General features: G+C 64.2%; 21 protein-coding genes and 2 tRNA genes. 15 read left to right on the top strand and 8 right to left on the bottom strand.

From position 1 onward, the window contains the following. Positions 1 to 21 precede the first annotated feature (21 nt). The 3 genes from yidD to rpmH are packed head-to-tail and all read right to left on the bottom strand — an operon-like array spanning position 22 to position 863. Positions 22 to 327, bottom strand: coding sequence for a membrane protein insertion efficiency factor YidD (gene yidD, locus C5B85_RS06555; RefSeq protein ID WP_104285230.1), 306 nt, complete (start codon positions 325 to 327; stop codon positions 22 to 24). A 1-nt stretch (position 328) separates the two neighbouring features. After that, complete coding sequence (rnpA, locus tag C5B85_RS06550; RefSeq protein WP_258070628.1) at positions 329 to 787, bottom strand: ribonuclease P protein component; 459 nt, start codon at positions 785 to 787, stop codon at positions 329 to 331. Then, positions 726 to 863, bottom strand: coding sequence for a 50S ribosomal protein L34 (gene rpmH / locus C5B85_RS06545; protein WP_068484134.1), 138 nt, complete (start codon positions 861 to 863; stop codon positions 726 to 728). The genes rnpA and rpmH overlap by 62 nt, the downstream gene beginning before the upstream one ends. A gap of 380 nt (positions 864 to 1,243) precedes the next feature. On the opposite strand from rpmH, the gene dnaA reads away from it, so the two are divergent. The 9 genes from dnaA to C5B85_RS06500 all read left to right on the top strand — a co-directional run bounded on the left by dnaA (position 1,244) and on the right by C5B85_RS06500 (position 11,790). Beyond that, complete coding sequence (dnaA, locus tag C5B85_RS06540; protein WP_104285228.1) at positions 1,244 to 2,752, top strand: chromosomal replication initiator protein DnaA; 1,509 nt, start codon at positions 1,244 to 1,246, stop codon at positions 2,750 to 2,752. A 478-nt stretch (positions 2,753 to 3,230) separates the two neighbouring features. Beyond that, positions 3,231 to 4,370: a DNA polymerase III subunit beta gene (gene dnaN / locus C5B85_RS06535; RefSeq protein WP_104285227.1), complete on the top strand. Its 1,140-nt coding sequence runs from the start codon at positions 3,231 to 3,233 to the stop codon at positions 4,368 to 4,370. A 3-nt stretch (positions 4,371 to 4,373) separates the two neighbouring features. Then, positions 4,374 to 5,585, top strand: coding sequence for a DNA replication/repair protein RecF (recF, locus tag C5B85_RS06530; protein WP_104285226.1), 1,212 nt, complete (start codon positions 4,374 to 4,376; stop codon positions 5,583 to 5,585). Next, positions 5,578 to 6,066: a DUF721 domain-containing protein gene (locus C5B85_RS06525; protein ID WP_104285225.1), complete on the top strand. Its 489-nt coding sequence runs from the start codon at positions 5,578 to 5,580 to the stop codon at positions 6,064 to 6,066. The genes recF and C5B85_RS06525 overlap by 8 nt, the downstream gene beginning before the upstream one ends. 165 nt (positions 6,067 to 6,231) lie before the next feature. Next, positions 6,232 to 8,472 (top strand): DNA topoisomerase (ATP-hydrolyzing) subunit B, encoded by a 2,241-nt coding sequence (gene gyrB / locus C5B85_RS06520; protein WP_104285224.1) that lies wholly within the window; start codon positions 6,232 to 6,234, stop codon positions 8,470 to 8,472. A gap of 17 nt (positions 8,473 to 8,489) precedes the next feature. Then, entirely contained in the window at positions 8,490 to 11,132 is a 2,643-nt protein-coding gene (gyrA, locus tag C5B85_RS06515; protein WP_104285223.1) for a DNA gyrase subunit A, read from the top strand. 11 nt (positions 11,133 to 11,143) lie between these two features. After that, complete coding sequence (locus C5B85_RS06510; RefSeq protein ID WP_104285222.1) at positions 11,144 to 11,551, top strand: DUF3566 domain-containing protein; 408 nt, start codon at positions 11,144 to 11,146, stop codon at positions 11,549 to 11,551. A gap of 54 nt (positions 11,552 to 11,605) precedes the next feature. Then, positions 11,606 to 11,679: transfer RNA gene (locus C5B85_RS06505), tRNA-Ile, on the top strand. Between the two features lie 38 nt (positions 11,680 to 11,717). After that, positions 11,718 to 11,790, top strand: a tRNA-Ala gene (locus C5B85_RS06500). A 227-nt stretch (positions 11,791 to 12,017) separates the two neighbouring features. Here C5B85_RS06500 and C5B85_RS06495 read toward each other — a convergent pair. The 3 genes from C5B85_RS06495 to C5B85_RS06485 form a co-directional block, all read right to left on the bottom strand. Then, positions 12,018 to 12,863, bottom strand: a complete 846-nt coding sequence (locus C5B85_RS06495) for an NAD(P)-dependent oxidoreductase (RefSeq protein ID WP_258070626.1) — start codon at positions 12,861 to 12,863, stop codon at positions 12,018 to 12,020. A gap of 170 nt (positions 12,864 to 13,033) precedes the next feature. Then, positions 13,034 to 14,665 (bottom strand): cation acetate symporter, encoded by a 1,632-nt coding sequence (locus C5B85_RS06490; protein ID WP_104285221.1) that lies wholly within the window; start codon positions 14,663 to 14,665, stop codon positions 13,034 to 13,036. Then, positions 14,662 to 15,006 (bottom strand): DUF485 domain-containing protein, encoded by a 345-nt coding sequence (locus C5B85_RS06485; RefSeq protein ID WP_104285220.1) that lies wholly within the window; start codon positions 15,004 to 15,006, stop codon positions 14,662 to 14,664. Before C5B85_RS06485 ends, C5B85_RS06490 begins: the two co-directional genes overlap by 4 nt. Before the next feature lie 182 nt (positions 15,007 to 15,188). On the opposite strand from C5B85_RS06485, the gene C5B85_RS06480 reads away from it, so the two are divergent. The 5 genes from C5B85_RS06480 (at position 15,189) to C5B85_RS06460 (ending at position 19,605) form a co-directional block, all read left to right on the top strand. Further along, entirely contained in the window at positions 15,189 to 16,082 is an 894-nt protein-coding gene (locus tag C5B85_RS06480; RefSeq protein WP_146077867.1) for a LuxR C-terminal-related transcriptional regulator, read from the top strand. 176 nt (positions 16,083 to 16,258) lie between these two features. Continuing rightward, a complete protein-coding gene (locus C5B85_RS06475) occupies positions 16,259 to 17,134 on the top strand; it encodes a MetQ/NlpA family ABC transporter substrate-binding protein (protein WP_104285218.1) in 876 nt (291 codons plus the stop codon). 35 nt (positions 17,135 to 17,169) lie between these two features. Further along, positions 17,170 to 18,336, top strand: a complete 1,167-nt coding sequence (locus C5B85_RS06470; protein WP_374953088.1) for a methionine ABC transporter ATP-binding protein — start codon at positions 17,170 to 17,172, stop codon at positions 18,334 to 18,336. Beyond that, complete coding sequence (locus C5B85_RS06465; protein WP_104285217.1) at positions 18,333 to 18,992, top strand: methionine ABC transporter permease; 660 nt, start codon at positions 18,333 to 18,335, stop codon at positions 18,990 to 18,992. Before C5B85_RS06470 ends, C5B85_RS06465 begins: the two co-directional genes overlap by 4 nt. A 154-nt stretch (positions 18,993 to 19,146) precedes the next feature. Beyond that, positions 19,147 to 19,605, top strand: a complete 459-nt coding sequence (locus C5B85_RS06460; protein WP_104285216.1) for an NUDIX hydrolase — start codon at positions 19,147 to 19,149, stop codon at positions 19,603 to 19,605. Positions 19,606 to 19,646: 41 nt separating this feature from the next. On the opposite strand, the gene C5B85_RS06455 is transcribed toward C5B85_RS06460, so the two are convergent. After that, on the bottom strand, positions 19,647 to 20,543 hold the full coding sequence (locus C5B85_RS06455; protein WP_104285215.1) for a DMT family transporter: 897 nt from the start codon (positions 20,541 to 20,543) through the stop codon (positions 19,647 to 19,649). 68 nt (positions 20,544 to 20,611) lie between these two features. On the opposite strand from C5B85_RS06455, the gene C5B85_RS06450 reads away from it, so the two are divergent. Then, on the top strand, positions 20,612 to 21,481 hold the full coding sequence (locus C5B85_RS06450) for a LysR family transcriptional regulator (RefSeq protein ID WP_104285214.1): 870 nt from the start codon (positions 20,612 to 20,614) through the stop codon (positions 21,479 to 21,481). A gap of 33 nt (positions 21,482 to 21,514) precedes the next feature. Here C5B85_RS06450 and C5B85_RS06445 read toward each other — a convergent pair whose 3' ends face one another. Continuing rightward, positions 21,515 to 22,120, bottom strand: a complete 606-nt coding sequence (locus C5B85_RS06445; protein ID WP_104285213.1) for a hypothetical protein — start codon at positions 22,118 to 22,120, stop codon at positions 21,515 to 21,517. Positions 22,121 to 22,205 lie beyond the last annotated feature (85 nt).

Here is a 22,205-nt window from a genome sequence, read left to right as displayed (position 1 = left end):
GAGTGCGGTGACGTCTTTCTCTTAAGTTCCGCTACTGCCCTGGACAACGAATCCATGAGCGGTAGTGGTGGTGGTTCGGTGTTCAGGCTCAGGCACGTCGTCAATGCCTCCAGCAGCCCAAGGGTGGCAACGAACGAGTCGTCGCCCGGTGAGGAAGCCGCCCCGGAGGACGCCATGAACCTGCACAGCCCTTAAAGAGTACGCGGAGCAGCTGGGGTGATACCGGCAGACGTCTCCGTACAGCGGTGAGATCACCAGGCGGTACGCGTTCAGGACTGCTATCACCACGTTGCGGGGAAGCAGAGCAAGTCGGCGCAGGGCACGCATCTCAGCCGCCCGACTTCGATCTGTCGCGGGCATCCGCATCACTGGGGGCAGCGATGCGACGCACGCCTCGGATCGAACCGAACCTGGCACGCTCACGGAGATCATCGAACCCGAGCGCGGCCGCTTCCGGATGCACTCGGTACACGATGTCGAAGCCAGAGCCGACTTCAGGGAGAAGCTCCCTTGAGACTGCCTTGAGGCGTCGACGGATGCGGTTGCGCACAACGGCCACACCTACCCGCTTCGAGACAATGAAGCCGAAGCGGGTAGGTGTGTCGTTGTTTTCGCGCTCGCGCACGCTGACCGTGATTCCCCGAGCACCTACGCGAACGCCGCGCCGAACGATGGCCTGATAGTCATCGCCCTTCGTGACGCGGTTCGCGTAGGGAAGCAAGAAGCTACGCGGAAAGCTCGGTGCGACCCTTGCGGCGACGAGCCGAGAGGATGGCGCGACCCGCACGGGTGCGCATGCGCAGGCGGAAGCCGTGGGTCTTCGCGCGGCGGCGGTTGTTTGGCTGGAAAGTACGCTTCGACATGAGAACTCCGGAAGATACGACCCGATCGGCGGACGCCGTACGGATTTTCACAAGTGCCCTACCGAAGGGCACAACTGCCTTAACCTACGTGACCTGCGGCCGGCAGTCAACTGGCGCCAGAGGGCCAGCATTATGCTCAGGACACCGACGGCCGCGCGCACGACATGCCGAATCCTTCAAAAGCGATTGGCGCGCGTCCCGATCCGGCGTAGGCTAGCCCCCTACCCCCGCGAGTTATGCACAGGCACCCGCCTGTTTGTCCACAGAAGTTGTGGATATCTCTCCGGGTAGATCACAATGACTTGCGCACCAGTGCCACACGGCCGGTGCGTTGACCATGCTGCGGGTGCGTAGCCAAGAAGAATCGCCAGTCCGCAGAGATGCGGTCTCGTGAAGTACAGAGGGACGGGGGGAGTGCTTCGGTGACCGACCCGGTTTCAGAGACGTGGCAGACGCTGCTCTCCACACTTCGAGAAGATGATCGCGTCCCAGCTTCCCTGCTTGGATTCCTTGGACTGGTCGAGGCCAAGGGCGTCATGAGTGGCGCGCTGCTCCTCGAAGTCCCCAACGACATGACCCGAACGATGATCGAGACTCGCGCTCGCGTGCCAATGCTCGCTGCGATCGCCGAACTCGGCGAGCCTGAGATCAAGACCTTCGCGGTTCTCGTCAATCCGGATGCCGCTCCGCGCGCATCCGTGAGCGAGCCTCTCGACTCGCACGACTACATCGAAGTGGCTCCGCCGCGCTCCGCCCCTGCGCCGACCAGCTCGGTGACCGTGGTCGAAGCAGACTCGGTTGGCCTCCACTCTTCCTCGGACCAGAGCGCTCGCACACAACCCGACCCCGAATCGCGACTCAACCCGCGGTACACCTTCGACAACTACATCATCGGCGGGTCGAACCGATTTGCGCATGCCGCTGCGGTTGCTGTCGCCGAGGCACCCGCCCGCTCCTACAACCCGTTGTTCGTCTACGGCGGCTCCGGACTCGGCAAGACCCACATGCTCCACGCGATCGGCAACTATGCAGAGTCGATCTACCCGGGCATCCAGGTCAGGTACGTCTCGAGCGAAGAGTTCACGAACGACTTCATCAATTCGATCGCGAACAACCGGACGCAGTCGTTCCAGGCGCGCTACCGCGACAACGACATCCTCTTGATCGATGACATTCAGTTCCTCCAGGGCAAGGACTCGACGCAGGAAGCGTTCTTCCACACGTTCAACACCCTGCACGAGCACAACAAGCAGGTCGTGATCACCAGCGACCTCCCCCCGAAGCAGCTGACCGGCTTCGAAGACCGAATGCGGTCGCGCTTCGAGTGGGGGCTCATCACCGATGTGCAGTCCCCAGACCTTGAAACGCGAATCGCGATCCTCAGGAAGAAGTCGCAGGTCGACAACCTTCTGATCCCCGATGACGCGCTCGAGTTCATCGCGGCGAGGGTCTCCTCGAGCATCCGCGAGCTGGAGGGCACGCTCATTCGCGTCACGGCCTACGCGAACCTCAACGGTGAGAAGGTCGATCTGGCACTCGTCTCGACGGTGCTGAAGGATCTCGTGTCCGACCAGGACACGGGAATCGTGTCGCCGGTCGACATCATCAACAGGACAGCTGCGTACTTCCAACTGACCGTCGATGACCTGTACGGCTCCTCACGGTCACAGGCAATAGCGACGAGCCGACAGATCGCGATGTACATCTGCAGGGAGATGACCAACCTCTCCCTCCCGAAGATCGGGCAGCTGTTCGGCGGGCGCGACCACACCACGGTCATGTACGCGCATCGCAAGATCACAAAGCTCATGACCGAGCGCCGGGACGTCTACAACCAGGTCACCGAGCTCACCGCGCGCATCCGCCAGAACGGAAACGGCCGCTCCTGAACCCACTTCAGCTCCGCATCACAGGCTCTCGAGGTCGGATGCGGGGTTTTTCTTGGCCTCAAGCCCTGTGGATAACTTGTGGAACTCTGGAACAACACGCGGAGACGGACTGTGGAAAACGCCCTCGACGCTGTGGAGTCCGGAAAGTTGTGCACGCCAGTGCTCGTCAGCGTGCACAGGGCGTCCACCGCCCCGCCACAACTTACATTTTTGTAGTTCCCATACGGACGCTGGTCAGAACAGAGTTATCCACAGTGTGCACAGCTGTTAATACGATGATGACAAGTAATCTATAGATATTGGGAGAGTCGATGACATCGATGAGCGGTGGTCGGCCGAGCCTCGATGGGCTGGTATGTTCACGGGCGCGAAGCGGCGAGGGAGTCGCTCAGGACATCACAGGATGCTCTGACGATCGGGGACAACACACCGAATCGAGGCGGCTACCATTGGGGCATTCCAACGAGAGGAACGCCTAGTGAAGTTTGTGGTCAACCGTGACGTCTTCAGCGATGCGGTGTCGTTTGTCGTCAAGCTTCTGCCTCAGCGCCCGACTCTTCCCATCCTCAGCGGTGTTGTTGTCGAGGTCGGGGAAGCAGGGGTCACGCTCTCGTCATTCGACTACGAGGTCTCGAGCCGCACCAGCATCGACGCTGATGTGCAGGAGCCAGGGGCTGTGCTCGTCCAGGGACGTCTGCTCGCAGACATCGCGAACCGGCTTCCTCAGGCACCCGTGGAGCTCAGCCGCGACGACTCTGGGGTTGTCATTCGCTGTGGAAGCGCTTCGTTCCACCTGCCGACGATGCCCATCGAGGAGTTCCCGAGCCTTCCCGTCGTTGAGGGCGCAAGCGGCTCCATCGCCGGTGACGTGTTCTCGGAAGCTATCTCGCAGGTTGCAGTTGCAGCTTCTCGCGAAGACGTCGCGCCAGTGATCACGGGTGTGAACCTCTCGCTGCAGGCAGATTCCATGAGCCTCGTCGCGACCGACCGCTACCGCGTCGCGGTCCGCACCATCGAGTGGCAGAGCTCTCTCACGGAGACCGAGACGGCCCTGGTTCCCGCCAAGACGCTCGCTGAGGTCGGCAAGTCGCTCGGCAGCTCCGGCGAGATAACGATCACGCTCGTCAAGGACGACATTCGCGAACTGATCGCTTTCTCCGCAGGCAACAAGACCGTCACGTCGCTCCTCATCAAGGGAAACTTCCCTGCCGTCGAGCGCCTCTTCCCGGCAGAGACGCCGCACTACGCCGTGCTCACCGTGAGCGACATCGTCGACGCGGTTCGCCGCGTGCAGCTTGTGCTCGAGCGTGAGGCTGCTCTCCGGTTCACCTTCACAACCGAGGGGCTTCACCTCGAGGCGCTCGGCAGCGAGCAGGCGCAGGCAAGCGAGAACCTCGACGCCGTGCTGCACGGCAACGACATGGTTGTCTCGCTCAAGCCGCAGTTCTTGCTCGACGGAGTTGGCGCCATCCACTCGCCGTTCGTGCGTATCGCGTTCACGAACTCCGAGAACCCGAACAAGCCGGGCCCTGTGCTGCTCACGAGCCAGACCTCGCGCGACGAGGGTGAGTCGACGAACTACCGCTACCTGCTGCAGCCGAATCTGCTCATGCGGTAACCGGTGCACGTCACCCGTCTGCAACTGCACGACTTCAGGAACTACGAGTCGGCCGACCTCACGCTCGGGCCAGGAGCTCACTTGTTTGTCGGCTCCAACGGCCAGGGCAAAACGAACCTGGTCGAGGCGATCGGCTACTTGGCCACGCTCGGTTCCCATCGAGTCTCGAGCGACCAGGCGCTTGTGCGCTTCGGCCAGGAGTTCGCCGTCGTCAAGATGGAACTCGCCCATGAGACCCGCTCGCTGCACCTCGACGTGCAGATCGCGAGTTCCGGTGCCAACAAGGCGCGTGTCGGTGGCCAGAACGTTCGATCTCGAGACCTCGCTCGGTACTTCGCGAGTGTGCTGTTCGCGCCAGAGGATCTGACCCTCGTGCGTGGTGAGCCCGGCGCTCGCCGGCGTTTCCTCGACTCCCTGCTCGTGACGCATTCGCCGAAGCTCGGTGGAGTGATCGCCGACTATGAGCGGGTCCTTCGGCAGCGGAACTCCCTGCTTCGCTCGATGCGCGGACCGAGATCGTCGGAAGCGATGGTCGCGACGCTGGATGTGTGGGATGAGCGGATGCTGGAGCTCGGCTCGCAGATCATCGCCGAGCGGCTCCTTCTCTGCGACCGTCTGCTGCCGCACCTCGCGGGCTCGTACCGGCGATTGGTCGGTGCTGACCACCGGCCGACCCTGTCCATGCGTGTATCGGCGTTCGGCCACGCCGCTTCCGTCATGGGCGATGCCGATGGTGAGGGCGCGGAGGTCGATGGCGGCGAAGTCACGACCGAGGAGATCAGAGAGCGGTTCACGGCGCAGCTCGCTGCGATGCGACCACGAGAGCTCGAGCGCGGCGTGAGCCTGGTCGGCCCGCACCGCGACGACGCGGTGTTCTGGCTGAACGGCCTCCCCGCTCGCGTCACTGCCAGCCACGGGGAATCCTGGTCGTTTGCGCTTGCACTCAAGCTGGCTGCTGCGGAGCTTGTGCGCAGCGAATCTCGCGCCGGCGACCCCGTGCTGATCCTGGACGACGTGTTCGCTGAGCTCGACGCATCGCGCAGATCTCGTCTTGCTGAGGCGATCGGCGACTTCGAGCAGGTGCTCATCACAGCGGCCGTGCTTGAGGACGTTCCTGAAGGCCTTCGATCGCAGGTCATACGCATCAGCGCAGGCACGATCCAGACAGGCACGATCCAGACAGGGGCGATCCAGACAGGGGCGGCCGATGAGTGAGGGTGCTGAGGTCTACGCGCGTTTCAAAGAGGTCTTCGGCGGAAAGACGACGTCGTTGCGGCGCCGGCTGGCAGCGAAGGCCAAGGATTCAGCGGGAGCCGACCTCTCCGAACCGTTCGGTTTCGGACGCGATCCGGTCGCGGCCGGCTCAGCTCTCGCTGCTCTCACCAGGCAGTTCGGCTGGAACGGCCCCATCAAACAGGCTGAGTTGATGGATGCGTGGCCCGAGATCGTCGGCAAGGAGACCGCGGCGCATTCGACTCCCCTGCACATCGAAGACGGGGTGCTGCTGATCCAATGCGACTCGACGGCGTGGGCGACACAGCTGCGCGGGATGCAGTCGCTGCTGCTCACCAACCTCACGGAGAGGTACTCGGAAGCCAAGGTCGAGCGCATCCGCTTTCTGAACCCGGGTGCCCCCTCTTGGAAACGCGGTCCCAGATCGGTTCCAGGGCGTGGCCCACGCGATACCTACGGTTGACAAGGCAAATACGGTACGCGCCCTTGTTTTCGTCGCTTCACGCGCCATTTTCGGGCTGCGTGTCGCGTTCCTTGGTAGACTGAACAGTCGCTAGATCCGCGTCGTGCGAGTTTGCTCGCAACGCGGATCTTGCATGTCGCCACACAGCAAGGAGACGCCCGAGTTATGGCATCAGAAACTTCCGACCCCGAGAACACGACTGAGACGCCGGACGAGGCGCGCAAGTCGGACGGTCCAGGAACGTCGGAAGGCCTGACAGCGTCTCAGGAACAGGCTGCGCTGGGAGACCAGACAGCGGCGCCCGCCGAAGTCGTCGAGGCCCGCTCGCAGAACGACCGCGTCGAGAACGACTACGGCGCAGGTCAGATCCAGGTGCTCGAGGGACTCGAAGCGGTCCGCAAGCGCCCGGGTATGTACATCGGCTCCACTGGTCCTGAGGGCCTGCACCACCTGGTGTACGAAATTGTGGATAACTCTGTGGATGAATCTCTCGCGGGGTACTGCGATGACATCCAGGTGTTCCTGCAGGACGACGGCGCTGTGCGCGTGAGCGACAACGGTCGCGGCATTCCGGTCGAGCTCCACCCCGTGGAGGGAATCTCCACGTTGGAAGTTGTGCTCACCAAGCTGCACGCCGGAGGAAAGTTCGGCGGCGGCGGTTACGCGGTCTCCGGTGGGCTTCACGGTGTGGGTTCCTCCGTCGTGAACGCGCTCTCCTACCGCCTCATCGCTCAGGTCAAGCGTGACGGCTATGAGTGGGAGATGGACTTCGAGAACGGCGTGCCGACCGGGAACATCCGCAAGGGAGAGCCCACGGAGGACACCGGGACGACGATCACGTTCTACGCGAACTCCGAGATCTTCGAGACCGTCGAGTACGACTTCGAGGTACTCCGCACGCGCTTCCAGCAGATGGCCTTCCTCAACAAGGGCCTCCGCATCTCGCTCGCAGACGACCGTGATCAGGCGAGCCTCCAGGGCGACGGCCTCGCGGCCCAGATCACGGAACTGCAGGACGAGACCGCAGCCGAGATCGACGACGCCGAGCGCACCGAGACCGGCGAGCCGAAGGCTGTCACCGAGTCCATCGAGATTCCGCAGAAGCGCGCGCAGACGTATCTCTTCGAGCGCGGTCTCGTCGACTACGTGCAGCACCTCGTGAGCCGCCGCAAGAAGCAGCCGGTCCATGAGGAGATCATCGAGGTCAACGCGGAGGACACCGAGCGGAAGATCTCGCTCGAGCTCGCGATGCAGTGGATCGACTCATACTCGGAGTCCATCCACTCGTTCGCGAACACGATCAACACCAAGGAGGGCGGCACGCACCTCGAGGGGTTCCGAGCGGCGCTCACGACCGTCGTGAACCGGTACGCGCGAGAGAAGAACCTCGTCAAGGAGAAGGACGAGAACTTCTCAGGCGAAGACGTGCGCGAAGGGCTCGCAGCTGTCATCTCCATCAAGCTGGGCGAGCCTCAGTTCGAGGGGCAGACGAAGACCAAGCTCGGCAACACCGAGGCGAAGTCGTACGTGCAGCGCATCGTCGGCCAAGCCCTGCAGGACTGGTTCGACCGGAACCCGTCGCAGGCCAGGGACATCATCCGCAAGGCAGGGCAGGCATCCGCCGCTCGCCTCGCGGCCCGTCGTGCCCGCGAGCAGACCCGACGCAAGGGCCTCCTCGAGACCGGCGGCATGCCAGGCAAGCTCAAGGACTGCCAGTCGAAGGACCCGACCCGGTCCGAGGTGTTCATCGTCGAGGGCGACTCGGCAGGCGGCTCCGCCGTGCAGGGGCGCGACCCGGAGACGCAGGCGATCCTCCCGCTGCGCGGCAAGATCCTGAACGTGGAGAAGGCGCGCCTCGACCGGGCGCTCCAAAACAACGAAGTGCAGTCGATGATCACGGCCTTCGGCGCCGGTCTCGGCGATGACTTCGACCCTGACAAAGTCAGGTACCACAAGATCATCCTCATGGCAGACGCCGACGTCGACGGCCAGCACATCACGACGCTGCTGCTGACGCTCCTCTTCCGCTACATGCGTCCGCTCGTCGAGCTCGGCTACGTGTTCCTCGCGCAGCCGCCGCTCTACCGCATCAAGTGGTCCAACGCGGCTCACGACTTCGCGTACTCCGACCGGGAGCGCGACGCGATGCTCGCAGACGGCAAGGCAGCCGGCCGCCGCATTCCGAAGGACAACGCCATCCAGCGCTACAAGGGTCTCGGCGAGATGAGCTACCAGGAACTCTGGGAGACGACGATGGACCCCGCTGTCCGCACGCTCCTGCAAGTCAAGGTGAGCGACGCGGAAGCGGCTGACGCCGTGTTCAGCACGCTCATGGGCGAGGACGTCGAATCGCGCCGGACCTTCATTCAGCAGAACGCGCACGATGTGCGCTTCCTCGATATCTAAGGCACACAGGCACATCTATGGCTGAAGAACGCGTCACAACCACCAACGCCGACGGAGAAGACCGCATCGGGCAAGTCGACCTGCAGCTCGAGATGCAGCGCTCGTACCTCGACTACGCGATGAGCGTCATCGTCGGGCGAGCGCTCCCCGAAGTTCGGGATGGGCTCAAGCCCGTGCACCGCCGTGTCATCTACGCGATGTACGACGGGGGCTACCGCCCAGACAAGGCATTCTCCAAGTGCGCCCGCGTCGTCGGCGACGTCATGGGGCAGTTCCACCCCCACGGCGACTCAGCGATCTACGACGCGCTCGTCCGTCTCGTGCAGCCATGGTCGCTGCGCTACCCGCTTGCCCTCGGCCAGGGGAACTTCGGTTCCGCCGGAAACGACGGCGCTGCTGCTCCTCGATACACCGAGACCAAGATGGCGCCGCTCGCGCTCGAGATGGTCAGGGACATCGACGAAGACACTGTCGACTTCCAGGACAACTACGACGGCCGCACGCGCGAGCCCGCCGTGCTGCCTGCGCGATTCCCGAACCTCCTGGTCAACGGCTCCGTCGGCATCGCTGTCGGAATGGCCACGAACATCCCGCCGCACAACCTCCGAGAGGTCGCGGCCGGTGCACTCTGGCACCTCGAGCACCCGGATGCAACCCGTGAGGAGCTCATGGACGCGCTCATGTCGCGCATCCACGGGCCCGACTTCCCGACCGGTGCCCAGATACTCGGAACCAAGGGCATCCAGGAGGCGTACCGCACTGGTCGCGGCTCCATCACGATGCGCGCCGTCGTCGCAATCGAAGAGATCCACGGCCGCACGTGCCTCGTCATCACCGAGCTGCCGTACCAGGTGAACCCAGACAACCTCGCGCTCAAGGTGGCCGAGCTCGTCAAGGATCAGCGTCTCTCCGGCATCGCCGACATCCGCGACGAGTCCTCTGGTCGTACCGGTCAGCGCCTCGTCATCGTGCTCAAGCGCGACGCCGTTGCCAAGGTCGTGCTGAACAACCTCTACAAGCACACGCAGCTGCAGGAGAACTTCGGCGCGAACATGCTCGCGATCGTCGACGGCGTGCCCCGCACGCTCGCGGTCGACGGCTTCATCACCGCGTGGGTGCAGCACCAGGTCGAGGTCATCGTGCGCCGCACGAAGTTCCGCCTCAAGAAGGCCGAGGACGAGGTTCACATCCTCCGCGGCTACCTCAAGGCCCTCGACATGCTCGACGAGGTCATCGCGCTCATCCGCCGGTCGCCGACGGTTGAAGAAGCTCGCACCGGCCTCATGGAGCTGCTCGACGTCGACGAACTGCAGGCCAGCGCCATCCTGAACCTTCAGCTCCGTCGCCTCGCGGCGCTCGAACGCCAGAAGATCATGGAAGACGCAGCCCGGCTCGAAGCCATGATCGCCGAGTACAAGGAGATCCTCGCCGACCCCGTGCGCCAGCGCACCATCATCGGCGAAGAGCTGCAGGAAGTCGTCGACAAGTTCGGCGACGACCGCCGCACCGAGATCCTGCGCGGCTCCGGCGGCGACATGACCGACGAAGACCTCATCCCAGAGGAAGAGATGGTCGTCACCGTCACGCGCGGCGGCTACATCAAGCGCACGCGCAGCGATAACTACCGTTCACAGCACCGCGGTGGCAAGGGCATCAAGGGCGCCCAGCTCCGCGCGGACGACGTGGTCGAGCAGTTCTTCGTCACGACGACCCACCACTGGCTCCTGTTCTTCACGAACCTCGGCCGCGTGTACCGGGCCAAGGCGTACGAGCTCATTGAAGCTGGTCGCGACGCGAAGGGGCAGCACATCGCGAACCTCCTGCCGCTTCAGCCGGACGAGAAGGTCGCGCAGATCCTCGACATCAGCGACTACCGCCAGGCCCAGTACCTCGTGCTCGCAACCCGCGAGGGTCTCGTCAAGAAGACGGCGCTCACGGAATACGACACGAACCGCCAGGCCGGCATCATCGCTGTCAACCTGCGGGAAGGCGACGAACTCGTCTCCGCCATGCTGGCCGACGAGTCCGACCACGTGTTCTGCGTGTCCCACCTCGGAATGTCGCTTCGCTTCGAGGCGAACGACGAGGCGCTCCGGCCCATGGGCCGATCAACGTCGGGCGTCAAGGGCATGTCGTTCCGCGACGGCGACTACCTGCTCACGGCGGCCGTCACCTCGAGCGATGACGCGTACGTCTTCATCGTCACCGAGGGTGGATACGCGAAGCGCACCTCGGTGTCGCAGTACCGCATCCAGAAGCGCGGCGGCCTCGGCATCAAGGTCGCGAAGCTGAACGAAGAGCGTGGCGGCCTCGCTGGCGCGCTGCTCGTCCACGACGAAGAAGAGGTGCTGGTCATCCTCGGCTCCGGCAAGGTCGTGCGCTCCAACGTCGCCGAGGTCTCTGTGACCGGACGCGACTCCATGGGCGTCACGTTCGCGAGGCTGGACAACAGCGACTACGTGATCGCTATCGCCCAGAACGCGGACCGCGAACTCGAGAAGGAAGACGAAGACGCCGAAGGCGACGAGACTGCCGACTCCGGGTCCGAAGCGACGCCCCAGGCCTCGACCGACGGGGAGAGTACCCCAGCCGAGAGTGCCGCGAGTGAGACTGTGGCAGACTCGGTCACGTCGTTCGAGCAGGACGAGACCGAAGACTGAGGTACTGATCTATGACGAGCGTTGCTGACAAGCTGGCCCAGAAGTCCAGCAAGAAGACTGCGAGCAAGCAGGTGCGCCTCCGTTTGGTGCATATCGACTTCTGGTCTGTCGTGAAGTTCTCCTTCCTGCTGTCCATCTGCTTCGGCATCATCACGATCGTTGCGACGTTCCTGATGTGGACGGTCATCGAGAACACAGGTGTGCTCAACAGCGTCAACAGCCTGCTCAACGATGTCTCCGGCTCGGCCGGTGTCGGAGTCGACGACTTCGTCACACTGCCGCAGCTCATGCTCTTCTCGCTTGTTGTAGCGCTGCTGAACCTCGTCGCGGGCACCGCCCTCGGCGCGGTTGCGGCGTTCCTCTACAACCTCGCGGTGAAGGTCACGGGAGGCCTCGTGTTCGGTTTCACGAACAGTTAGCGGCTCGATTTCCCCTACGGTGCACTTTTCGTGTATGTTGGGGCAGTCGCTTCGGGGGCTATAGCTCAGGCGGTTAGAGCGCTTCGCTGATAACGAAGAGGTCCCAGGTTCAAGTCCTGGTAGCCCCACGGTTCGATACTGAAACTGGTATCGTATCCACCCGAACGGGGCCTTAACTCAGTTGGTAGAGTGCCTGCTTTGCAAGCAGGATGTCAGGAGTTCGAATCTCCTAGGCTCCACGGTGACAAAGAACCCCGGTCAGAGAAATCTGACCGGGGTTCTTTTGCGTTGATCCGCTGACCCCCTGCAGATCCGTTCTCCCGCCTACAGAGTTGTGTCCAAGTGTCGAGACACCCGAAACGAAGAGCACTGCGCCACAACTCCGGGGCGTTGCCAGCGGCTCGCGGGCTTCGCGGGCGAGCGGCTCGGCGGGCGGGCTTCTTCGCCGGGAGAGCGCGCGGAACCGTCAGTCGACGAAGGCGTCGGGGAAGAGCTCGGATGGGTCCACGCCTGGCGAGTAGGCGCTCAGGTCGCTCACGCCGGCATCTGCGAGCACGTCTTCGCAGAGCAGGGTCTCTCCCTGGTATCGGCCGTGTGGAGCGGTGAGCACGGCGTGTGCGGCGTCGGCGTACAGCTCTGGGGTGCGGCTGCGGCGCATGAGCTCTTCCCCGCCGATGATGTTGGCGACGGCGGCAGTCTGAATGGTCGTGCGGGGCCAGAGCGTGTTCGCGTCGATGCCCTTGTTCGCGAACTCAGCACCGATGCCGAGCGTCGCGAGCGTCATGCCGTACTTCGCGGTCATATAGGCCGGGTAGGCGCCAAGCCACTTCGGTGACAGGTTCAGGGGCGGCGACAGCGACAGGATGCGAGCATCCGGCGACGCGAGGAGGTGCGGTAGGGCAGCCCTCGACAGCATGAACGTTCCGCGCTGATTGATCTGGTGCATGAGGTCATAGCGCTTCTCGTCGATGTCGAGCGTGGATCGCAGGTCGATGGCGCTCGCATTGTTGACCACGATGTCGATGCCACCGAACTCGGTCGCGGCGCTGTCGACGGCCCGCTGCAGGTCTGAGTCGTCACGGACGTCGCCGACGACGGGAAGCGCGCGACCTCCGGCTTCCCGGATCTCCTCAGCTGCCGTGTAGACCGTCCCTGCCAGCTTCGGGTGCGGCTCACCGGTCTTCGCGAGCAACACGACGTTCGCGCCGTCACGAGCGGCGCGTTTGGCGATCGCGAGCCCGATGCCGCGGCTTCCACCCGACATGATGATGGTCTTCCCCTCGAGGGAACCGGTCTGCGCTGACTGCGTCAATCTGCACCTCCATGTGCATCGTGGACATGTTCACGCTACCCACGTGCATCCAGAACCCCATGTGCGTTGTGGCACCGTGACAACGGGAACGCCGAAATGGTCGCACTGAGCGAGTCAGTGCGACCATTCCAGGAGTTCCGCGGTGAGGGCCGCGCGAGTTGCAGGAGCCGCTAGTGCTCGACGGCCTCCTCGGCGCCGTACCCCGTGAGGGACCGCACATCCATCTCGGCCGCGACTCTCGGGTCTTCCTTCTTTTGCGGAAGGACCGAGCCAAGCCAGCCCAGGAAGAATCCGACCGGGATAGAGACGATGCCTGGGTTATTGAGGGGGAACCAGGCGAAGTTGATCTCTTCGCCGAGCATCGCGGTCTCAGCCCCCGAGACGACCTTCGAAAAGAAGATCAGGACGATGGCCGTGGCGAGGCCTCCGTACATGCTCCACAGTGCGCCGCGGGTCGTGAACTTTCTCCAGTACAGCGAGTACAGGATCGTCGGCAGGTTGGCACTGGCAGCCACCGCGAAGGCGAGCGCTACGAGGAAGGCGATGTTCTGGCCTTGAACGCCGATGCCGCCGACAATGGCGACGACACCGAGGACAACAACGGTGTACTTGCCGACCTTCACCTCCTGCTCCGGAGTCGCCGTGCCGTGCTTCACGACGCTGTTGTAGATGTCGTGAGCGAAGGATGCGGCCGCCGTGATGGCAAGACCGGCGACGACAGCGAGGATGGTGGCGAAGGCGACGGCCGAGATGAAGCCCATGAGGATCGGCCCGCCGAGCTCGAGGGCGAGGAGCGGGGCCGCCGAGTTCACGCCACCTGGCGCGTCCTTGATGGCGGGAGCCCCGACAAGCGCAGCCGCGCCGTAACCGAGGACAAGCGTGAAGACATAGAAGCCGCCGATGAGCCAGATGGCCCAGACCACGGACTTGCGAGCCTCTTTGGCGGTTGGCACCGTGTAGAAGCGCATCAGCACGTGCGGCAGGCCGGCGGTGCCCAAGACAAGAGCGAGCCCGAGCGATACGAAGTCGATGGGGTTCTTGCCGTACTGAAGGCCCGGCGCAAGGATCGCCGCGGGATCCTCGGCTCCGTCGAGCGCCGCCTTGTCCACTGCCGCCTGCAGGAGCGCGGAGAGATCGAAACCGTTGATGACAAGCACCCAGATGGTCATCGCTCCTGCCCCACCGATCAGCAGGAAGGCCTTGATGATCTGCACCCAGGTGGTGCCCTTCATGCCGCCGATGAGGACGTAGATGATCATGAGCACGCCGACGACGGCGACGACGATCGCGACCCCGATGTCATCGGTGATCCCGAGCAAGAGCGCGACGAGTCCGCCGGCGCCAGCCATCTGCGCGAGCAGGTAGAAGAAGCACACCGCGAGTGTCGTGAGGGCGGCCGCAACCCGCACGGGGCGCTGCTTGAGGCGGAACGACAGCACATCCGCCATCGTGAACTTGCCCGTGTTGCGCATGAGCTCGGCGACGAGCAGAAGCGCAACAAGCCAGGCGACAAGGAATCCGATCGAGTACAGGAACCCGTCGTAGCCGTTGACCGCAATGGCCCCGACGATTCCGAGGAACGACGCGGCGGAGAGGTAGTCACCGGAAATGGCGAAGCCATTCTGCGTGCCGGTGAATGAGCGTCCACCCGCATAATAATCGGCCGCGCTCTTATTGTTCCTGCTCGCCCTAATGACAATGAACAGCGTGACCGCCACGAAAGCGGCGAAGATGGCGATATTCAGGACCGGATCGTTGTCCGCCACCGCGCTTGCCCGCGGGGCGATGAGCTGGACGCTCATGCCTGGTCCTCCTTGGTGAGCTGGACTCGCAGGTCATTCGCGAGCGGATCGAGCCTCCGGTTGGCGTAGGAGACGTACCACATAGTGATCGCGAAAGTGGTCACGAACTGGCCGATGCCGAGCAGGAGACCGACGTTGATGTTCCCGAAGACGGGGGTAGCCATGAAGTCGTGCGCGTAGGCGGCGACCACGATGTAGGTCCCGTACCAGATGAGGAAGAAGAGGGAGAGGGGGAAGACGAAGGAGCGCTGCCGCTTCTTCAGCTCCTTGAAGTCAGCCGATTCTTCGAATGCGACATAGTCGATTCCTCCGGGCGGCTGCGATGACGGTTCGTTCTGCATGGGGCCTCCTTGCCTCAGTGCATTGCTGCGTTCGTCAGATATGGATGTGCATTCCGTGACGGCAAAAGGCGGCGTTTCTTCGCATCATTGCGAACACGAAAGCCTCATTGCCTGCGTGATAGCATCCACGCTACGCATACGACGAAGTATCGAACTACCCCCGGAAGTTGGTAGTGACGCACATGATGTTTCCAGAGGCAGCCACCGAAGCGGACGTCTTCGCCCAGGCCGTCGCGCGCCTCCGCGACTCCACGGGGTGCCCCCTCTCATTCGGCGGACAGACTCACCGCGACACGACGGACGTCCACACGATCTGCGGCAACCAGGGCCGTGGGCTCGTCGGGCTGAGGGTGCAGCTCGGTCGCGGACTCGGCGGTCGCGCCATGCTTGAACGCCGGGCCAAGGTCACGACCAACTACCGCGGAAGCAGCCGCATCACACACGACTACGACGTGCAGGTGCTCTCCGAGCACGTGCAGAGCCTGCTGGCGGTGCCGGTCATCGTCGACAAGCACGTGCGGGGTGTCCTCTACGGCGGTTTCAGGGCGGCTCAGGACTCCCAATCGATGTCACTCGGCCAGGCTGTCGCTCTCGGCAAGAAGGTGGAGGACGAGCTTCGCTTGCGGGACGAGCTCAGTCGGCGGATGAGGGTAGGGTCCGCGAGCATCTCTGAACTCGGCTCCGGTGGCCTCACCGCAACCCAATTGGAGGAGCTGAGGGGCACGTTCTCGGAACTGCGGGAGGTGTCGTCGATGCTCAGTGACGTCCAGGCCCGGGCGAGGCTTCGGAGTATCGAGGAAAGGCTCGTTCGGTTCGCCGGCGATCATGGAGACCCACGTGATCGCGAGGCTGCTGCCGTGGCTGAACTGGCCGAGGCCCCGGTCAAGCTCTCCCCGCGCGAACTGGACGTGCTCGGCCAGATCGCCCTGGGTCTCTCCAACAAGGACATCGCCGGAAAGCTGATTCTCACCGAAAGCACCGTCAAGAGCTACCTCGGTACGGCAATGACGAAGCTGGATGCAAGCTCTCGCTACCAGGCTCTTGCGAAGGCCAGGCAGTTGGGGCTCCTGCCCTGACCTGAACGGCGATCCGAACGCAACATTCTTGCGTCAGTGACCCAGTCGGTGGACTGTTACGCAACGTGTCAGGATGTATCGGCGCGGAGACGCGCTGTTCTCTTATTCTTGCGAGGCCCTCTAGACCCTTAGAGGATGGCTGGCGTTTGCGCGCCGCACTGAAAGGACCCTCCTCCATGTCACGTTTCACCAAGATCGCCGCAGCTGTCGGTGCGATCGCCCTCGTTGGAGGCCTCTCCGCGTGCTCCACCGGCGCATCTGATGACAGCACCATCAAGCTCGGCGTCGTGGGCGCATCCGACCCGTACTGGGAGGTGCTCGTAGAGGAAGCAGCAGCTCAGGACCTCACGGTCGAGCTCGTCGACTTCTCGGACTACAACCAGCCGAACCCCGCGACGAGCGAGGGTGAGCTCGACGTCAACGCGTTCCAGCACATCATCTACCTCGCGCAGCACAACGCAGCGAGCGGCGACGACCTCGTGCCGATCGGCTCGACGGCCATCTACCCCCTCGGCTTCTACTCCTCGCAGTACGACTCCGTCGACGCGATCCCGGACGGCGCAGAAGTTGCAGTTCCCAACGACGCGTCGAACCGCGCACGCGGTCTCCTCGTGCTCCAGGAAGCCGGCCTCATCGAGCTCAAGGACGGCGGCTCGCCGTTCTCGACGCTCGACGACGTACTCCCCGAGTCGCGCGTCAAGGTGACGGAGCTCGAAGCATCAGTCACGGCGACCTCGCTGCCTGACCTCGCTGGCGCGATCATCAACAACGACTTCGTCGAGAACGCCGGCCTCACGACGGAAGACGCGCTCACGCGCGACGACCCCCAGAACGCGTCGGCCTTCCCGTACATCAACATCTTCGTGACGACGGCCGAGAACGCCGACAACGAGAACTATCTCAAGCTTGTCGAGATCTACCAGAACTCCGAGGCAGTCGCTGCCGCGGTCAAGGAGACGTTCGGCGACACCGCCGTCCTCACCAAGACCCCCGTGGAGGAGCTGCAGACGACGCTCGATGAGCTCGTCGCAGAGATCGAAGCCCAGGGCTAGGACTCACCCCTAGCGCGCTCGCCGTCCGAGACCCGATGATGATCATCAGGCCTCGGGCGGCGATCTCGCTTGCACCGACGATTGGCGTCTCGGCGCCGCTCACCAGCACCACCACACGGTTCCACCGTGAAGAAGGCGAGAGCGAACATATGGCCCTCATCACACTCACCGACGTCGTCAAGGAGTATCCGTCGCCGAAGCGCGGAGCCCCCGCGATCAGAGCCGTCGACGGCGTCTCGCTCACCATCGAGGCCGGCGACATCTACGGCGTCATCGGCTACTCGGGGGCTGGCAAGTCGACCATGGTGCGCCTCATCAACGCCCTCGAACCCACCACCTCCGGCAGCATCCATGTGGATGGCGTCGACATCACGCAGCTCCCGGAGTCCAAGCTTCGTTCCGTGCGTGCCGGAATCGGCATGATCTTCCAGCAGTTCAACCTCTTCAACTCTCGCAATGTTGCTGGCAACGTCGCGTATCCGCTGCGCGTCGCGAAGACGCCGAAAGCGGAGCGAGAGAAGCGCATCGCCGAGCTGCTCGAGTTCGTCGGGCTCTCCGAGAAGGCGCGCGCCTTCCCCGACCAGCTCTCCGGTGGGCAGAAGCAGCGCGTCGGGATCGCTCGCGCGCTCGCGACGAACCCGAGCATCCTGCTCGCCGACGAGTCGACGAGCGCTCTCGACCCACAGACCACCGCTGACGTGCTGCAGCTCCTGAAGAAAGCCAACCAGGAGCTCGGCGTGACGATCATCGTCATCACGCACGAGATGGATGTTGTCAAGGAGATCGCGAGCCACGTCGCGGTCATGGAGCACGGCAAGATCGTCGAGCAGGGCGAGGTATTCGACATCTTCGCGAACCCTGAGGCTCCTGCGACTCAGCGCTTCGTCTCGACTGTCGTGCAGGGCATCCCGGACGCCGAGCTGCGCGCCGACCTGAGCGCCCGCCATCCCGGAACCCTCGTCACGCTGAGCTTCCGCGACGGACGCACGAACCAGGGCCAGGCGCTGCGCATCCTGCACGAGGCCGGCATCACCGTCGAGCTCGTGTATGGCGGAATGAACGAGATCCGTGGGAAGTCGTTTGGCGACTTGACCTTCGCCCTGCAGGGCGACGCGGATGCACGACGTCGGGCCCTCGACGAGATCGGCGGTCTCGCGGTCGTCACGGAATTCGAGAACGTCACTGCGGGAGGTGCGGCATGAACGAGGTCATCGAACTCCTCCCGAAGCTGTTCGAGGCGACCGGTGAGACACTTCTCCTCGTCTCTTTCAGCCTGCTCTTTGGTGGTGTCGGCGGACTGCTCGTCGGACTGGTGCTCTACCTGACGCGACGCGACAATCTCTACGAGCAGCGCTTCGCGAACGCGGTCATGAACGTGATCGTGAACTTCTTCCGTCCTATCCCGTTCATCATCTTCATCGCCGCCGTGCAGCCGCTTTCGCGACTTGTCGTCGGCTCCGGTATCGGGACCAACGCGGCGATCGTCGCGCTCTCGCTGGCGGCGACCTTCGGCATCTCACGCCTTGTGGAGCAGAACCTGCTCACCGTGTCCCCTGGTGTCATCGAGGCGGCACGCGCGGCGGGCGCTGGCCGCTTCCAGATCGTGTGGACCGTCATCGTGCCAGAGGCACTCGGGCCGCTCATCCTGGGCTACACGTTCGCCGTGGTCTCGCTTGTCGACATGTCGGCGGTCGCAGGATTCATCGGTGGCGGAGGGCTCGGTGACTTCGCGATCCAGTACGGCTACCGGCAGTTCCAGCCCGAGGTCACCTGGGCAGCGGTCATCGTCATCGTCATCCTCGTGCAGGGGCTCCAGTTCCTCGGAAACTTCCTGGCACGCAAGACGTTGCGGCGCTGACCCCGTCCCTCACCAGCTCTATCGATCGCGCGTCGGCGCCCCTGTGTGGGGGCCCGGCGCGCGTCGGCGTACGATAGCGTGCGCCCGTGGTTCGGGTCGGCCCAGGCACCGGGCCGCTGACCTCGAGACCTCGGCGGAGATCTTTGGGGGTTCCGTGCATCGACGACTCGCTTCCTACGGTGTCATCGTGCGCGACGGGCAGATCCTCCTCGCGCACTGGCACGACCGCGGCCGCTCAGGGTGGACGCTGCCTGGTGGCGGCACCGACCCGGGCGAAGACCCGATTGACGGCGTTGTCCGCGAGATCTGGGAAGAGACCGGCTACCACGCGTCCATAGACCGCCTCCTCGGCATCGACTCGCACATCATCGCGGGCCGAGACCGGCTGGAGCCTGGCAAGACGCCCATGCAGTCCGTGCGCATCGTCTACGAGGCGAGCATCGTGAGCGGCGAGCTTCGCAACGAGCGGGGTGGCTCTACTGACGAGGCGCGCTGGTTCGAGCTCGACGAGATAGCGGCGCTTCGCACCGTGTCGCTTGTGGATGTTGGGCTCAGACTCCACGCGGAACGCCCCGCCAACGGCCACCTGCGATCCGTGCGAGCGGCGCGCTAGGGCACCGTCCGTTCCTGACATACTCTGCGCTCCTTGCAGCCTCAGGCGCTGCGTGACCTTTTCAGACCCCGGGAGACTGCGATCGCGTTGACGCCCACGATGATCGCCATGCCTATCCACTCGTGTGCGACCGGGACCTCGCCGAGGACAACAACTCCGGCGAGCGCCGCGAACATGGGGTTGATGCTCATGAAGACGCCGAAGAACCGCGTGGTCACCCAGCGGAGGGCGATGACGTCGATCGAGTACGGAATGACCGAGCACAGTAAGCCCGAGAGCGCGGCCAGCAGCAGTGGCCAGCCGAGGAACCTGCCATCCGCGATCAGGTGCACCGTGATGGGCAGCGTCAGCAGGCTCGAGACGAGAGTCGCCGTCGCAGGGGCCTGGAGGCCGCTCAGGCGCCCGCCGAGCATCCGGTTGAGCAGGATGTAGCTCGCCCAGCAGCAGGCTGCGAGGAGCCCCAGAGCGTAGCCGAGGACGTCGCTCGACGCATCGGGGAGCAACAGCACGTACACGCCGAGCGCGGCGCCGGCCGCGAGGAGCAGGTCCGCTCGCGTGCGCGATGAGCAGAGGGCCACAGCGAGCGGACCAAGGAACTCGAGAGTGACGGCAAGTCCAAGCCCGATTCGGTCGACGGCTCCGTACAGGGACAGGTTCATGGTCGCCAAGACGACGCCGAGCAGCAGTGCCGGCCACCACTGGGCCCACGTGAAGCTGCGGAACTTGGGGCGGGCGACTGGAAGCAGTATGGCGGCCGACACGAGCTGCCGCACGGCCACGACGCCAGAGGTGCCGAGCGCGTCGAAGGCCAGTGCGCCGAACGCGGCACCGAGCTGGTTGGAGAGGCCGCTGCCGGTGAGCAGCGCGGAGCCCGTCAGCACGCCGCGCGGCGCATCTGCGCTTGCGCTTGCGATGCTGGTGTCCGCTGCGCCTGTCATGCGCTCATCGTGACCCCGATTCGAGGCACAGAGAAATGCGTGACACGCGTGAGTTATACGCTGGGCGCATGAGTCTGGAGCTCCGTCACCTCAGCGCCCTCGCTGCAGTCGTCGACGCGGGAACGTTCACCGACGCCGCCATCCAGCTGCAGTGCTCGCAGGCCGCCGTCTCGCGCGCGATCCTGGCCCTCGAGACGCAGCTCGGTGCCCAGCTGCTCTCCCGCTCCACAAGGCACGTCGCGCTCACACCCCTCGGCGAGCGAATCCTGACTCGCGCCCGCAGAGTCCTGCTCGAGGTGAGCCTCATCGGCGACGAGGCGAACGAGTCGACCAGAGAACTGCGGGTGGGATACGCCTGGTCAACCCTCGGCGGGCACACGAGCGCCGTTCAGCGCAGCTGGCGGGCCGCGCATCCCGAATCGCACCTCGTCTTCCGGCAGAGCAACACTGCGACGGCAGGTCTCCTCGACGGGGAAATCGAGCTCGCCGTGTTCCGCACCGCTCCGCGTGACCCTCGCATCGAGACAGTGCGCCTCGGCGAAGAACGACGCGTCGCCACCCTCGCGAAAGACGACCCGCTCGCCCGAAAACGAACGCTCGCCCTCGATGACTTCGCCGGCAAAACCATGGCAGTGGATGCACGCACGGGCACAACGGTCGGCTCGCTCTGGCCCGCAGACCGATCCCCCGTCTTCATCCCGACGAGCACGCTCGACGAGTGGCTCACTCTCATCGCGGACGGCGACGTCTACGGGGTCACGAGCGAAGCCACGGCCGCGCAGCATCCGCGACCCGGAATCGTCTACAGGCCACTCCGCGACGCACCAGCCATCGAGGTCAGGCTCGCCTGGTGGCGCGGAGCGAGACCCGCCCTGGCCGACGAGCTCGCGCACCTCATCCGAGCCGCCTACGACGAAGCCCCGCAGCTCACGAGGTGAGTGCGGGGCTCGTCAGACGCCTGGTTGCGCGAACTACTTCGCTGCCGAAGCGGGCGAGACCGTGGTGACGGGAGCGTCGAGCTCCTCGTCGGCAATCCACAGGTCGTCGTCTGCGCGGAAGGTCTGCCACAGGGCGTAGCCAACAGCGGCGACTGCGGCGACGCCAGCACCGATGAGCAGCCAGCCGCCGACACCGACGCCGGAGCTGTTGTACTTCTTGTCGTACGCCTTCGATGCCTGCTTGGCGCGAGAGTTGAGCTCCTTGGAGACCTTCTTCGCGGAGCCAGCAACGTCCTTGAAGTCGTGGTTCTTCGAAGCGAGGTTGCTGACCGTGCCGGCGAGCGAGCCCGAGAGGCCTGCGACGACGGGGAGAACCTTGCCGTTGAAGCGGACGCTCGCGTCTTCGTACTTCTCGCGGGCCACGTTGTAGCCGCGGTCGAAGCTCGGACGGACGTTGTTGTCGTAGCTCTTCTGCAGAGCGGGAACAAGCTCGGACTCAGCCAAGCCCTTTGCGCTCACTCCTGCGGACTGCAGGATGCCGCGAGCGTGCTCGATGACAGACTGCTGCTCGCTCCACAAGTTGTTTGCGTCCTTGCGGAGACGCTTGAGTTCACGCGACTGCTTCCGTGAAAGGGCCATTGGTACCTCCGGACGTTGACAAGTAGGTACTGCATATCTTGGCACGCTTCTGCCACACGAAACCTGAATCACCGCACGCTGTCGG

It is taken from the genome of Pseudoclavibacter sp. AY1F1 (assembly GCF_002931075.1).
Classification (GTDB): domain Bacteria; phylum Actinomycetota; class Actinomycetes; order Actinomycetales; family Microbacteriaceae; genus Pseudoclavibacter.
This window is presented reverse-complemented; position numbering and strand designations above follow the sequence as displayed.